Raw genomic sequence first — 13,052 nt, forward strand, 5'->3', positions numbered from 1 at the left:
GGCTCGCCTATTATATTATAGGCTGCGCTCCTCACGCCTGTCACAGTATAGGTCTGCATTGACTATAGTATTCTAAAAAAGTATATAAGATCATGAGTATAACACCTGATTATTTAATTGAAAGAAGACAAATAAAATCTCGTTTGTTAATTTGGAAGCTAGCAGCTATTATTTTAATTGCGATCGTATTCTTACTAGTCGGTAAAGATTTTGCTCCAAAAGAGGTGTTACCTATTAATAGTAATGAAGACTATATAGCTTCCGTATTAATAGACGAAATAATTCTTGAAGACGAAAAGCGTGACAAAAAGCTCAAAAAAATAATCGATGATTCTCATATTAAAGCGTTAATAGTTAACGTAAATTCTCCCGGCGGTACGGTAGTTGGCGCTGAAAAAATTTATAATATTCTGCGTAAAATATCCGCAAAAAAGCCGGTAGTGATCGTTATGGGAACAATGGCTGCAAGCGGCGGTTATTTAATCTCTCTTGGAGGTGATTATATTATCAGTCATAACGGAACTATTACGGGTTCAATCGGTGTAATACTACAAACAGCCGAGGTAACGGAGCTTGCTCAAAAATTGGGGATTAAGTTTAATAATTTCAAATCGGGTGAATTAAAAGCTGTCCCAAATCCTACCGAAAAACTGACGGAAGCAGTACGGGTAGCCATTATGGAAAATATAGAAGATACTTATAATTTCTTCCTTGAACTTGTTTCAGAGAGGCGTAATCTTCCTATAGAAGAAGTAAAAAAGCTCGCAGACGGACGAGTATATTCAGGTCGTCAGGCTTTAAAGTTAAAGCTTGTAGATGCTATAGGCTCGGAAGATACTGCATTAAAATGGTTACAGGAAGTTCAGAAAATTAATGTTAATCTACTAGTTAAAGATTACCAATTAAAACCAAAACCAAAATTAATAGACATAATACTTGAAGATTTTGATAGTATAGCACCTAGTTTTTTTAAAAATAGTTTTAACGGAATCAAAGCGATTTTTTAATAATGATTACTAAGAATTATTTAATAGATAAAATACATGATAAGCTGAATTATCTTTCTAAAGAAGATGTTAAAGATTCAGTAGATTTAATTTTAGATTATTTAAACGAATCTCTTAAAAAACAAAAGCGTATCGAAATCAGAAATTTCGGTAATTTCTCTATCCGCAAACGCAAATTTCCTGACAGCGAAAAATTCTATAATACGGTTTATTACAGAATGCCTAAAAATTTATTTAAGGAGTAAATAATAATATTCCATGGCTCTTCATATTGAAGATTTAGAACTCTTCAAAAAAATATTATCGATAGATGGGAAGCTGATTATTCAAGCACTTAATATAGACTCTTTTATATATCACGATATTATAGGTAATGGGCAATATGATTTTTTTTTGAAGCATTATATTAATTACTTAAATGATAGTACACCAACAATCATGCCTTTAGTATCTGAATAAGAAAGAATATTATCCTATTGTTGAAGAATTATGTAATGAATCTTTAAAGGAAAAAACATCATCAATAATGATATATTTAGAAAAAGAATCTGATAATCACCCTCACCTAGATGGGAATATGAAGAAACTTTAGAATATTCTTTAAACACTAGAAAAAATTATGATAAGCTTAAATCTGAACCCGAAATAGAAAGAAGCGAAGATGAACCTAATTTAAATTATGCAGAATTAGAGTTAAAATATTATGGAGAATCTTTAGACTATTACTGAAAGGTTATAGGGTAGGGTAATAAAATTTTCCTCTCACTTGACATTATAATAATAGGCAGCTATCTTAAGTGTAAAATTAAAACAGGGTATTTATGATAAGGTATTTAATAATTTTATTTGCTTCTATAGCTTTAATTGGCTGTACCGGTCAAAAAACTACAAAACCCAAAGAAGTAGTAGAGCTTGACGGTGATCCAAGCTATGCAATTATGCAAACAATCGATAGTACTAACAGAAATATCGCTAGCACTACTTCATCTCTTCCGAGTACTCCAGCTAGATAGAAATGCTTGCTATTATTTCTTCTGCTAAAACTCTAAATTTCGAGAAGTTAGCTCCCAAGACGGAGCTGACGACTTCAATGTCCCTTACGTTAACTAATCAACTACTTTCTACACTCCAAAGCTATTCTGAGAATCAATTATCGAAAATAATGAATATAAGTGCAAAACTTGCACATATAAATAAAGAAAGATTTAAGGATTTTGATAATCAAGAGAGTAAAGCGGCTATTTTTGCTTATGCAGGAGATGTTTTTAATAATATACATATAGAAAAATTAACTAATCATGAATTAAATTTCCTGCAATCACATTTGCTTATTATATCAGGACTTTACGGAGTCTTAAAACCGCTAGATACTATTAAGCCGTATAGATTAGAAATGGCAACAAAATTAAATGAAATAAATTTAACAAACTTTTGGCAAGATGAAGTCACTAATTATATTAATAAAATTCTTGCTAAACAGGAAAATAAATATTTACTCAATCTAGCATCACAAGAATATTCATCTGTAATAAACCCAAATAAACTTAAATATCAATTAGTTAACGTTCATTTTAAAGAAAATAGGAACGGTAAATTATCAACAATCGGTATAAATGCTAAAAAAGCTCGCGGGGCGATGGTCAAGGTTATTGCTAACAACCTAATTGACTCACCTGAGCTACTTAAGAATTTCTCATATTTAGGTTATGCATTTAGTACTAAACACTCATCCGATAACGAATTGGTGTTTATTAAGAGTTAAAATAGCAGGGGTGAAATACCAATAGAAATGCTTCAAGTTATTAACTTAAATTAAAAAATTAGTATTTTATTTACAAAATAGTGGGTTTACTTTATAATACATGCCTATTTATTAATAAGTATTTATTATGATAAAAAATCCTAAATCTTCAGCAGTCTCAAAATTTAATCCTATAGCATTGTCACACAATAAAATAATAGAGTCTAAATCAAAAAAGTCTTTAATTGTAGCGGGGGAATGAATAGAACCATTAAAAAATGTAAAAAGTTCTATAGATGCCAGTGCAGAAATAGCAACAACTCTTTTAAACTCTTTAGATAGCAAAACAACAAAAAAATTGGGTATTCCACAAGTAACAAGCCTAAAACTTAATACACTAAAAACTTTATTTGATAATTATGAATATAAAAATATTCAAGAACATAAAGTGCTGAAAGAAGCCTTAAGCAAATATCATGTTGCATTAAAAGCGAATAAAGAAATTAGCATTTTTATAAGCCCCAAAACTTATAGTACTCCTATTGTAAATAAAGAACCCGAAACTATTAATTTTATAAATATTTTTCTTCAACTGCAAGGGATGATCACTGCTATACATTGCAGTATAATGAATAACCATGTGGAAGTAGCAGAAAAATTATTTATAGATATATTGTCAAAAGCAAATATAGATTTAAATTTAATATATTCCCAATACGAATTTCAAATTCATAAAGCTTATACCAATACTTTATTTGAGTTAGTCAATCAGTTTATATCATGGAGTATGGAGATAAAATTATTAAAGATTTAACGCCTCATATAAGGCATTATTACAATATTACATATACGCTCTCTACCATGTTAATTAATAATAATCACTTAGATGAAGCTAAAAAATTGCTTACTACAGCACTTAGCAATATCACTATAGATGATCAAGTAAATGCCAAAAATATAGGTTGGTATCAGTATAACTTAGGGGTTATTTATTATAAAACTGGTCAGTTAGAACTTGCTATAAAATATTATAATAGTGCAATAGATAGGTTACCTGAAGAGGAATAAATCATATATAATTTATGGACTATCTATGGTTATCACTCTGATTCAAAAAATATAGAAAATTTACTAAATAAGATGCCTGAAGGTAGACTTAAAGCTTTACTAAAATTAGGTCGAGACTTAAATAATATCACCAATGAAAAATTAGAGACAATGAATTCTAAAAATTTATTACCTTACCACGTTCAAAGTTTTGCGCTTTATAAATATACTGCTAAATATAATGCTCTTTCAGATGAGAGAAAAATTGCACAAAAAATACGTTTAGCAAAGGATTTAAATACAATAATTTAAAAAACTGATGTCAATAATACTGATGAGTTACTTGTACTTTTGGTTGCCATTTATACAAAACAATTGGATATAGCACATAATATATTAAATAACATTCCTAACAACGATATTGCTATTTATAAAAGTTTAAATTTATCTACTTTAGCAGCTTTTCCTGATCCAAATTCTATAATTTATAATGCAAATACACTAAAAAAAGAAGAAATAACAGAAGTCCTTAATGCTGCCAGCATCTCGCTAATGGCAGAAGATGCAAAAGAATTTGTTTCTAAAAATGCTCAAAACGTTTTACAAAATGTAGAGAAAGTTTTAGAAGACGCCCCTCAAAATGAAGAAACTTTAGAAATGGGAATAAATGCTGCTTTACTTAATAATGACATAAATAAAGCTAAGGAATATGCAAACCAATTAAGTAAGGAAAAACCAAGAAGAAATTTTTAAAAATGATTTTGGAGAGGTTAATGACGCAGAGGATTTAGATCAATTATTTAAGCAATATGATGCAAAAAAATTCATCAGTATTATTAGCTTAAAAAAACAACAGCTTCATATATTAAGTCATAAAATTACTCATTATATCACTTCATGGAATATTCTAGAGAAAGGGTATATTAAAAATACTGAAGCTACTTATATAGGTAAATATAAAGGTCAAGATTGTTATAGTATTATTGATGAAAAAATAAAGAAAGCTGTTGATTCTTTACTGCCACGGTTTGAGAAAGCTATGGAGAAAGGAATAATACATCATCAATATGGAATAAATGGAGTTAAATTTTTGAAGGAGAATGCTGTTGAAATAAAAATTAACACCGGTAAACGTATATTAACGGATAAAATTTATGAAAACACAAGACACGAGTTATTAATAAATTTTGATTATGAGACCAACCCTAAAGAAGCTGAAGTATTTATTAACGGTCACCATTTGGAGATTTGCCCTACCGAAGGTTTATAAATTTTATCCTATCTAATTGATATTCTCTAACCTTCTTTGAACATTGAAAAGCCTCTACTTTATGCTGCGTTCGCCGTTTGATACCTTTGTAGAAATACCGAAAAATGGAGAATGGTGAGTGATAGTGGGCTCGAACCACCGACCTTTACGATGTCAACGTAATGCTCTAACCAACTGAGCTAATCACCCTTATAATTTTTTTAATCTTTATGTAGTTTTGGCTTTATCGAATTATGGACCTTATAATATTTACAATTAAGATAAGTGTCAATTGATTAGTTCAAGTTATATGTTAATATATTGATAAAAAATAGTTATATTGCATACATTTATTAAAAAAACAGAAAAAATTCCTAAAACAGCTATTTCAATAGCTAAAACTTAAGATTAAAGGAAGGTTTAATAAAAAATTTTGATGAATTTAACAAAGAGTTATAAACCCCGAAGTAAAAAAAGCTTATGAAGAATGAAAAATGGAATTTGAGATAGCAAGCACTTTAATAAAGGCTCGTCTTGCATCTAATATGACTCAGGCGGATGTGGCTAAAAAAATGTCTACTTCTCAAGCTCAAATAGCAAGAATGGAAAGTGGACATCATATTCCTAATTTCTTAAGCCTTCAAAAATACGCTAAAGCTGTAAATCAAAAAATTAATTTGTTGATTACCCCATCATAGGGTGTACTACTAAATCTATATGTAGTTTTTAACCCTTGTTTTTTTAAAAAATTTATTAATGTACTAGATTTCAAGCTTTATTTCCATTATTTATAATATTTTATTATTTAGTCTATAATTTTATGGTGGATTTAAAAACTAAAGCCTTTGATATTTCTCAAAATTTCACTATTTCTCTTGACGGTCCTGCTGCTTCAGGTAAAGGGACTATAGGTTTAATACTGGCCAAGCAATTTTCTCTTAAATATTTTCAGTCAAGTATTGTTTATAGGCAGCTTGCGTTTGACTGTATTAGTCAAAAAATAGATGTCACTGATATAGATGCGGTAATTGCTTTATCTAAAGAATTAAAACTCAACAATAATTTTGACTTAGAGAATGAGAATATAGGAAATATAGCATCGCAAATTGCCGTAATAAGTGAAATTAGAAATAATCTAAACAAATACCTGATTAATCTAGTAAAAACAACACCTAGAATGATTATGGAGGGTAGGGATATAGGCACCGTTGTTGCACCTGACGCCGATTTAAAGATTTTTATAACCGCAAATCCTCAAATTAGGGCTGAAAGACGATATAAGCAGTTGCAAGCAAAAGGAAAAACATGTATACTCGATGAGATTTTACGGCAAATAATTTTGCGGGATAAAAGAGATAAAGAGCGAAAAGCTGCACCGTTATTACCGGCTTCAGATGCTTTAATTATCGATACTTCAAAGCTTTCGGCTATGGAAGTCGTAGAAGAAGTAACAAATTATATAAAGAATAAAATAACTTGAAAAAGTGCTAGGTTATTTTATTCGATTTTATGGCATTATTGCATGGCTAGTATGTCATTCCCGCGTAGGCGGGAATTCAGTAACTAAAAGGTAAAAACACACTGAATTTTAATATTAAAAGTTCAAATAGTTTCACTTTGTCTGGATTCCCTCCTACGCGGGAATGACATAGCACGCTTTTTTTAGCCATGCAAGAGCATCCAATTTTATTAACCTTTCAAAAAAATTTTATTAGCCTAGGCACTTTAGCTAATATTACGAGAAGAATATGTCAATAAAACTAAAACAACGATTTGTTCCACAACTTGCAGCAATGAATCATGAATTTGCAGAAGATTTCTCTAAAATGCTTGAAACCGTTGATACAAGTCATATAAAAGAAAAAACGGTAGTTAAAGGTCAAGTAATCGAAATAAAAAACGATATAATTATTGTTGACGTTGGATTAAAAAATGAAGGTAGAATACCTAAGTCTGAATTTTTAGCTTTACCTGAAGTTGGGGACGTAGTTGAAGTTTTCATCGAGAAAATTGAAGGACGTAACGGCAGAACAATATTGAGCCGTGAAAAAGCAGTTAAAGAAGAATTATGGGGACAACTAGAAATCATGTGTTCCAAGGGCGAATTTGTCGACGGTACGATTTTCGGTCGTGTAAAAGGAGGCTTTACCGTGGATTTATCCGGTGTAGTGGCATTCTTACCAGGAAGCCAAGTTGACGTTAGACCTATTAAAGATCCTACTTCTATAATGAATATCAAGCAACCGTTTAAAATTTTAAGTATGGATAAAAAGCTTGGTAATATAGTAGTTTCAAGAAGAGCTATTTTAGAAGAATCACGTTCTGAAGCTAGAGATGAGATGCTATCTAAAATTAAAGAAGGCATGGTATTAGAAGGAACCGTAAAAAATATTACTGATTACGGTGCGTTTATCGATCTTGGAAGTGTTGACGGTTTATTACATTTAACCGATATTTCTTGGGGAAGAGTTAACCATCCTTCAGAAGTGTTAGAATTTAACCAAAAGGTTAAAGTAATGGTTATTAAGTTTGATGAAAAAACCAAAAGAATATCACTCGGTATAAAACAACTTGATTCTAACCCATGGGAAGCAATTAAAGAAGAATTCCCCGTCGGTAAACAAATGACCGGTAAAGTTACAAATTTTGCTGATTACGGCGTATTTATAGAATTAAAAGACGGGCTTGAGGGACTTGTTCATTCAAGCGAAATTAGTTGGTTAAAATCTAATCAAAATCCTAGAAAAACGCTAACTATAGGGCAAGAAGTAGAATTCGTAGTTTTAGAGGTTGATACTGAAAAGCATCGTGTTTCTTTAAGTATTAAACAATGCCAAGAAAATCCTTTGATAAAGTTCGCTGAAAATAATCCTGTCGGTACTATAATTAAAGCACCGATTAGAAATATTACGGATTTCGGTATTTTTGTTGCACTCGGTAATAATATGGACGGCATGATTCATGAAGGTGATATTAGCTGGGAAGATAAAGGAACGGATCTATTAAAATCATACAAAAAAGGTGACAAAATAGAATGCAAAGTTCTAGCCATTAATATTGAAAAAGAACAAGTTAGTTTAGGTATAAAACAATTGTCGCCGAATCCATATCAAGAAATCAGTGATGAATATAAAAAAGGCACAATAGTTAAAGCCCTTATAACAGAAGTTAAAGATGAGGGACTTGAAGTATTATTAAACAATAAAGTAACAGGTTTTATTAAAAGAACTGAACTATCGGATGAAAAAGACGAGCAGAAGCCTGAAATGTTTCAAATAGACAAAGAAATAGAAGCAAAAGTTGTTTCTCTCGAGAAATCAACCGGTAGAATTTTATTATCGGTAAAAGCTCATAAAATAGCAGAACGTCAAAAAGCTCTCAAAGAATATGGTTCTAGTGATAATACTACCAATATGGGAGATATACTTGCTAATGCTTTAGAAGATAAGAAGTAATAATCTATTAAGTCATTGTGAGGAGAAACTGTAAGTTTCAACGAAGCAATCTCAGGAGTTCTATGCTACTTCATGAGGTTGCCACGTCGGTTATTAAAATAACCTCCTCGTCATGACAAAAACTATTTAATTCATCAATTTCAGGAGAAAATATTAATGTCGTATGTACCGATAGTAATTGAACCAACATCACGCGGTGAACGTGCTTATGATATATATTCAAGATTGCTAAAAGAACGTATAATCTTTGTATGTAGTACTGTTGAAGATCATATGGCAAACTTAATTGTTGCACAATTATTGTTTCTTGAAGCAGAAAATCCTAAAAAAGATATATATATGTATATCAATTCCCCCGGAGGAGTTGTAACCGCAGGTCTTGCGATTTATGACACAATGCAATATATAAAACCTAAAGTGGCTACATTATGCATAGGTCAAGCTTGTTCTATGGGTTCACTTTTACTGTGCGGGGGCGAGAAGGGGATGCGTTATAGTTTACCTCACAGTCGTATTATGATCCATCAACCATCAGGAGGTTATAAAGGCCAAGCTACCGATATAGAAATCCACGCTCAAGAAACCCTAAAAATCAAAAGGTTACTTAACGAATTGTATAGTAAACATACTGAACAAGAGTTAAAACATATCGAAAAAAGTATGGAACGTGATAATTTCATGTCACCGGAAGAAGCAAAAAAATTTGGATTAGTAGATAATATAATGTCTTCTAGAGATGCTATGGCATTGTTAGCAAAATAAAGATTAAATTTTATAGATTTAGTTTTATTATTATAGTATAAGAGAATTAATTTGTTATAGTCAAGTCAGTGGGATTTGCACACCAGAAGCGAGGAGTTAAGCCTAACTAATAGGAGAACAACGAATGATGATGCAGGCGAATCCAAATCAATTGACTATATTGGGGTCATAGCTCAGTTGGTAGAGTGTTTGAATGGCATTCAAAAGGTCGGGGGTTCGACTCCCCCTGGCTCCACCATGTCTTATTGCTATTTCAATTTATAAATATTTCACACAGTAAACATATCATAAACTAAGGACTTTTTGCTTTTCAAAAAAAGTTAGATAATATTCAAATCTTATTATAATTCCTTTTTAGATTAGTTTTAACTTACTTAGTGAATTAATAAGAGGCTATAAAATGCATAAAGTAATTACACAATTATCAGAAATTAAATTAATTGGTATTACAACAAGTCGGAGAATATAAAGCTCAAAGCGGGGCATTTTAAAGGTAATACAAGTTATTTAATGATAAGAAATATATTAACATAAGCTTTACCCCACTTTCTACTTCTCATTTTTTGCTTTTTTTAAAATGGCTAGAAATGCCACATATAAAACTATGGTGGAATAAGGATATAGAATGGAGTTTAGAATTGATCGAACAAAAATACTCAAGCTATGTTAGAGGGTATAAGCTAGAAAATAATGAGCCTAAAAATATACACGCTTACATTATAGAAGCAGACTGTACTCCTATAGGATACATCCAAATTTACAATGCTTATGATTTTGAGCGTTCAGACCCATTAATAAACTTACCTTCAAAACTTGCAGCACTTGATTATTTCTTTAATGCTTAGGTTCTGTGGACATTTAATAGAATAATCATAATTATGACTCTTTTTTGCTGCAAATTATAAGTTTTTTTGAAAGAAATATGAATAACTATTCCTTCAAAAAGCTTATTACTTTTCGCTAAAAAATACTTCAAAATAAAAAATCAATTAGAAATCTTCACAGAACCTAGATATATTAATATAGATTAAGTGTAAAAAGAATTAGTGAGAAAATGCTAAAAGATCAGAATTTAGATATAGAAAGAAAGCAAGACCATATTGAAATTAATCTTACGAAAAACGTTGAATCTACACTTAAAAGCGGGTTTGAATCTATTCAATTTATTCACAATGCATTACCGGAAATTAACTATGATAGCGTCAATACAACTACTACTTTCCTCGGAAAATCTTTACAAGCACCTATCATAATTTCTAGTATGACCGGAGGCACGACTAGAGCTAGAGATATTAACTATAGACTTGCACAGGTCGCTCAAAAAGCCGGTATTGCTATGGGGCTTGGCTCTATGCGGGTTTTGTTAACGGAACCGGATACAATCAAGACATTTGCAGTAAGGCATATAGCTCCCGATATCCCTTTACTAGCCAATATCGGTGCAGTACAGCTTAATTACGGAGTAACACCTAAAGAATGTCAGTATTTAGTGGATGCTATTAAAGCCGATGCCTTAATTTTACACTTAAACGTTTTACAGGAACTGACTCAGCCGGAAGGTAATAGAAACTGGGAAAAGCTGTTACCTAAGATAAGAGAAGTGGTTAATTACCTCTCTATTCCGGTAATTGTTAAGGAAGTAGGATACGGTTTATCTAAAAAAGTTGCTGAGAGTCTTATTGACGCAGGGGTTAAGGTTCTTGATATTGCAGGGAGCGGTGGGACATCTTGGAGTCAAGTAGAGGCTTATCGTGCTACAAATTCGTTACAAAACCGTATAGCTAGTAGCTTTATTAACTGGGGAATCCCGACTTTAGATTCTCTAAAAATGGTGCGGGAAGTTTCAAAAGATATTCCGATTATTACCAGTGGCGGGTTAAAATCCGGCATTGACGGTGCAAAAGCAATTCGTATAGGAGCTAATATTTTTGGACTTGCCGGTCAATTTTTAAAAGCGGCAGATACTTCTGAAAGCTTGCTTTTCGAAGAGATACAATTGATAATCGAGCAGCTTAAAATTACCATGCTATGCACCGGATCACGCACTTTAAAAGATTTAGCACAAGCAGAGATTAGGTTTTAGTAAAATTTATATTCATAATATATTGGCACCAAATTCAAAAATAACTCTTTCGGCCTTATAATCACTAATTTGAACAAGTTTAACTTCTTCAAGATAATTACCTTTGGTAAATTCGTTAATGACTTTCCGCCAAAATATTAATGCCGGTTTATTTTCAGGAATAACCGCAACTTCCCATAATCTTTTATGCATTTGCCAAATTTGCTTAGCTACTTGCCTACCAACTCCTTTATTTTGAAATCTTGCTATAATAAAAAATTCCCCCATATTCCAATCGATTTTATAATGCGTTCCAACCTTATTAAGCAATATAAAACCTGCTATTTCGTCATTTACTTTAATTCAATAGGCTTGCCTATCCGTTTCTATAAAATATTTTTTGTAATCATCAGCTTCATATAAACCATCTCGTGGCAATGTCCAATCATATTCATCTGATTCAAACCCACAATAACGCGATATATCATATATATAAAACCGTACCATATTTTGGATTAGAGGGTAATCAGCAACGGTTGCAGTGGTTAAACGTATATTCTGTACAGATTCATTCTTCATAACTCTTTTCTTAAATATAATTTAGCCATTTCTCCGGAATTATGATAACCTAGCACTTCATAAAATATATGCGTACTGTCTTTAGCACGTCGATAACCAGAAGTAAGATCAACGATTACGGGGCTATATTTGGGGCTATATTTTTTTTGCTATTTCTTCTAAATATTCCATAAGCTTTTTACCTATTATAAAAGTAAAAATAGAAATTAAAAGACTATCAATATGAGGTAATTAGTAGACGATAAGCTTTATAAAAAGCTTTTAGACTTTATAAATGTAATAACAAATGCATATGAAAATTTTAAATACTCGACAGTGGAAACCTTGATTACTATTTGGCTTTCCGGTTCGATAAACTATAAAAATTGGCTAACTGTCCAGACTAGAGCGTGGTAAGTTAGTATTACAGAAAAAAGATATTTTTGTTTAGGTAAAGTTGATGGTAATATTTTAACAGGCCGTTTTACGTTCCAAGATAATCATATAAGAATTTTTAGAGCAGGATACTGGCACAAAGGTAAGAGAATTTATGAGCAAGAGAATAAAATACACTGATGGGGAAATATGGGAAGTAAAAATAGTAAAAGATTTCTTGCCGCACCCTAGAGAACTTTTATTAAAAGATGATTCAGTAAAAGTAACCATTTCTTTAAGTAAAGAGAGCGTAGAATTTTTTAAATCAGAAGCAGCAACTGCACATGTTCCTTTACTAGATAAATATACTAAGTATTATAAGAAAATAAACGAGCATAACATACTCTTCTGCTTTTAAGAATTGCTCTTTGTTATCTGCATGAATTCACATACTCACTTATCAAGTATAAACTGTACACACTCACCATTTGATAACAAATTCAATACTTGAAATCATGCGAGTATACCATAAACTGAGCTGGCGGAGAGAGGGGGATTCGAACCCCCGACACGTTGCCGTGAACACGCTTTCCAGGCGTGCGCCTTAAACCGCTCGGCCATCTCTCCCAAATTTTTAGCATTGCCTGTATGGCTTCCTATGTCATTCTCACAAGGTATTGATGTTGTTGCATAGAGTAAAAAGCCTACTCGATATCATCCCAGCGGAAGCGAGGATCCAAAAAAATAAACCTATAAAAAACAAGTTTTTTATAGGTTTTACTGGATTCCCGCTTCC

20 protein-coding genes, 3 tRNA genes and 2 pseudogenes are annotated in these 13,052 nt (G+C 31.6%); 19 read left to right on the plus strand and 6 right to left on the minus strand.

The genetic code is table 11. From position 1 onward, the window contains the following. The first annotated feature begins 92 nt into the window (after positions 1–92). From sppA to RJP_RS03675, 5 genes are all read left to right on the plus strand, one after another. Positions 93–1,007 (plus strand): signal peptide peptidase SppA, encoded by a 915-nt coding sequence (gene sppA, locus RJP_RS03655; RefSeq protein ID WP_014120833.1) that lies wholly within the window; start codon positions 93–95, stop codon positions 1,005–1,007. Between the two features lie 2 nt (positions 1,008–1,009). After that, positions 1,010–1,252, plus strand: coding sequence for an HU family DNA-binding protein (locus RJP_RS03660; protein ID WP_014014378.1), 243 nt, complete (start codon positions 1,010–1,012; stop codon positions 1,250–1,252). Positions 1,253–1,265: 13 nt separating this feature from the next. Further along, complete coding sequence (locus tag RJP_RS03665; RefSeq protein WP_014120834.1) at positions 1,266–1,466, plus strand: hypothetical protein; 201 nt, start codon at positions 1,266–1,268, stop codon at positions 1,464–1,466. Between the two features lie 362 nt (positions 1,467–1,828). Then, positions 1,829–2,020 (plus strand): hypothetical protein, encoded by a 192-nt coding sequence (locus RJP_RS03670; RefSeq protein WP_014014380.1) that lies wholly within the window; start codon positions 1,829–1,831, stop codon positions 2,018–2,020. 2 nt (positions 2,021–2,022) lie between these two features. Next, complete coding sequence (locus tag RJP_RS03675; RefSeq protein ID WP_014120835.1) at positions 2,023–2,769, plus strand: YaaA family protein; 747 nt, start codon at positions 2,023–2,025, stop codon at positions 2,767–2,769. A gap of 111 nt (positions 2,770–2,880) precedes the next feature. On the opposite strand, the gene RJP_RS10475 is transcribed toward RJP_RS03675, so the two are convergent. Further along, positions 2,881–3,093 carry a hypothetical protein gene (locus tag RJP_RS10475; RefSeq protein ID WP_014014382.1) on the minus strand — a complete coding sequence of 71 codons (213 nt, stop codon included), beginning with the start codon at positions 3,091–3,093 and terminating at the stop codon, positions 2,881–2,883. 13 nt (positions 3,094–3,106) lie between these two features. On the opposite strand from RJP_RS10475, the gene RJP_RS10480 reads away from it, so the two are divergent. From RJP_RS10480 to RJP_RS10500, 5 genes are all read left to right on the plus strand, one after another. Further along, positions 3,107–3,562 (plus strand): hypothetical protein, encoded by a 456-nt coding sequence (locus RJP_RS10480; protein ID WP_014120836.1) that lies wholly within the window; start codon positions 3,107–3,109, stop codon positions 3,560–3,562. Positions 3,563–3,609: 47 nt separating this feature from the next. Further along, the gene (locus tag RJP_RS10485) at positions 3,610–3,816 is read left to right on the plus strand and encodes a tetratricopeptide repeat protein (protein ID WP_225981211.1); all 207 of its coding nucleotides are present in this window, start codon (positions 3,610–3,612) and stop codon (positions 3,814–3,816) included. 72 nt (positions 3,817–3,888) lie between these two features. After that, on the plus strand, positions 3,889–4,107 hold the full coding sequence (locus RJP_RS10490) for a hypothetical protein (protein WP_024704563.1): 219 nt from the start codon (positions 3,889–3,891) through the stop codon (positions 4,105–4,107). A gap of 39 nt (positions 4,108–4,146) precedes the next feature. Further along, the gene (locus RJP_RS10495) at positions 4,147–4,548 is read left to right on the plus strand and encodes a hypothetical protein (protein ID WP_231839082.1); all 402 of its coding nucleotides are present in this window, start codon (positions 4,147–4,149) and stop codon (positions 4,546–4,548) included. Between the two features lie 337 nt (positions 4,549–4,885). After that, positions 4,886–5,065, plus strand: coding sequence for a hypothetical protein (locus RJP_RS10500; RefSeq protein WP_231839083.1), 180 nt, complete (start codon positions 4,886–4,888; stop codon positions 5,063–5,065). Between the two features lie 112 nt (positions 5,066–5,177). Here RJP_RS10500 and RJP_RS03710 read toward each other — a convergent pair. Then, positions 5,178–5,254, minus strand: a tRNA-Val gene (locus RJP_RS03710). A 127-nt stretch (positions 5,255–5,381) separates the two neighbouring features. Here RJP_RS03710 and RJP_RS11560 point away from each other — a divergent pair. The 8 genes from RJP_RS11560 (at position 5,382) to fni (ending at position 11,344) form a co-directional block, all read left to right on the plus strand. Further along, positions 5,382–5,450 (plus strand): hypothetical protein, encoded by a 69-nt coding sequence (locus RJP_RS11560; protein ID WP_390889709.1) that lies wholly within the window; start codon positions 5,382–5,384, stop codon positions 5,448–5,450. Positions 5,451–5,538: 88 nt separating this feature from the next. Beyond that, on the plus strand, positions 5,539–5,742 hold the full coding sequence (locus tag RJP_RS03715; protein ID WP_014014383.1) for a helix-turn-helix transcriptional regulator: 204 nt from the start codon (positions 5,539–5,541) through the stop codon (positions 5,740–5,742). Positions 5,743–5,864: 122 nt separating this feature from the next. Continuing rightward, positions 5,865–6,524: a (d)CMP kinase gene (gene cmk / locus RJP_RS03720; RefSeq protein ID WP_014120838.1), complete on the plus strand. Its 660-nt coding sequence runs from the start codon at positions 5,865–5,867 to the stop codon at positions 6,522–6,524. A gap of 268 nt (positions 6,525–6,792) precedes the next feature. Continuing rightward, entirely contained in the window at positions 6,793–8,499 is a 1,707-nt protein-coding gene (locus RJP_RS03725; RefSeq protein WP_014120839.1) for a 30S ribosomal protein S1, read from the plus strand. Positions 8,500–8,655: 156 nt separating this feature from the next. Next, complete coding sequence (gene clpP / locus RJP_RS03730; protein WP_004998361.1) at positions 8,656–9,261, plus strand: ATP-dependent Clp endopeptidase proteolytic subunit ClpP; 606 nt, start codon at positions 8,656–8,658, stop codon at positions 9,259–9,261. A 162-nt stretch (positions 9,262–9,423) separates the two neighbouring features. Then, a tRNA-Ala gene (locus RJP_RS03735) sits at positions 9,424–9,499 on the plus strand. A 349-nt stretch (positions 9,500–9,848) separates the two neighbouring features. Beyond that, the gene (locus tag RJP_RS03740; protein WP_024704564.1) at positions 9,849–10,106 is read left to right on the plus strand and encodes a GNAT family protein; all 258 of its coding nucleotides are present in this window, start codon (positions 9,849–9,851) and stop codon (positions 10,104–10,106) included. 209 nt (positions 10,107–10,315) lie between these two features. After that, entirely contained in the window at positions 10,316–11,344 is a 1,029-nt protein-coding gene (gene fni / locus RJP_RS03745; protein ID WP_014120840.1) for a type 2 isopentenyl-diphosphate Delta-isomerase, read from the plus strand. Positions 11,345–11,356: 12 nt separating this feature from the next. Here fni and RJP_RS03750 read toward each other — a convergent pair whose 3' ends face one another. The 3 genes and pseudogenes from RJP_RS03750 to RJP_RS07890 form a co-directional block, all read right to left on the minus strand. Beyond that, on the minus strand, positions 11,357–11,686 hold the full coding sequence (locus RJP_RS03750; RefSeq protein WP_225981315.1) for a GNAT family N-acetyltransferase: 330 nt from the start codon (positions 11,684–11,686) through the stop codon (positions 11,357–11,359). Beyond that, a complete protein-coding gene (locus tag RJP_RS03755) occupies positions 11,687–11,902 on the minus strand; it encodes a hypothetical protein (RefSeq protein WP_014120841.1) in 216 nt (71 codons plus the stop codon). Further along, positions 11,899–12,088, minus strand: a pseudogene (locus RJP_RS07890) (GNAT family N-acetyltransferase); the annotation flags it as partial. The gene RJP_RS03755 and the pseudogene RJP_RS07890, both read right to left, overlap by 4 nt. A gap of 343 nt (positions 12,089–12,431) precedes the next feature. On the opposite strand from RJP_RS07890, the pseudogene RJP_RS03760 reads away from it, so the two are divergent. After that, positions 12,432–12,655: pseudogene (locus RJP_RS03760) on the plus strand (CopG family transcriptional regulator). Between the two features lie 140 nt (positions 12,656–12,795). Here the strand turns inward: RJP_RS03760 and RJP_RS03765 are convergent. Next, positions 12,796–12,883: transfer RNA gene (locus RJP_RS03765), tRNA-Ser, on the minus strand. Positions 12,884–13,052: the final 169 nt, after the last annotated feature.

Origin of the sequence: Rickettsia japonica YH (genome assembly GCF_000283595.1) — a bacterium.
Lineage (GTDB): Bacteria > Pseudomonadota > Alphaproteobacteria > Rickettsiales > Rickettsiaceae > Rickettsia > Rickettsia rickettsii.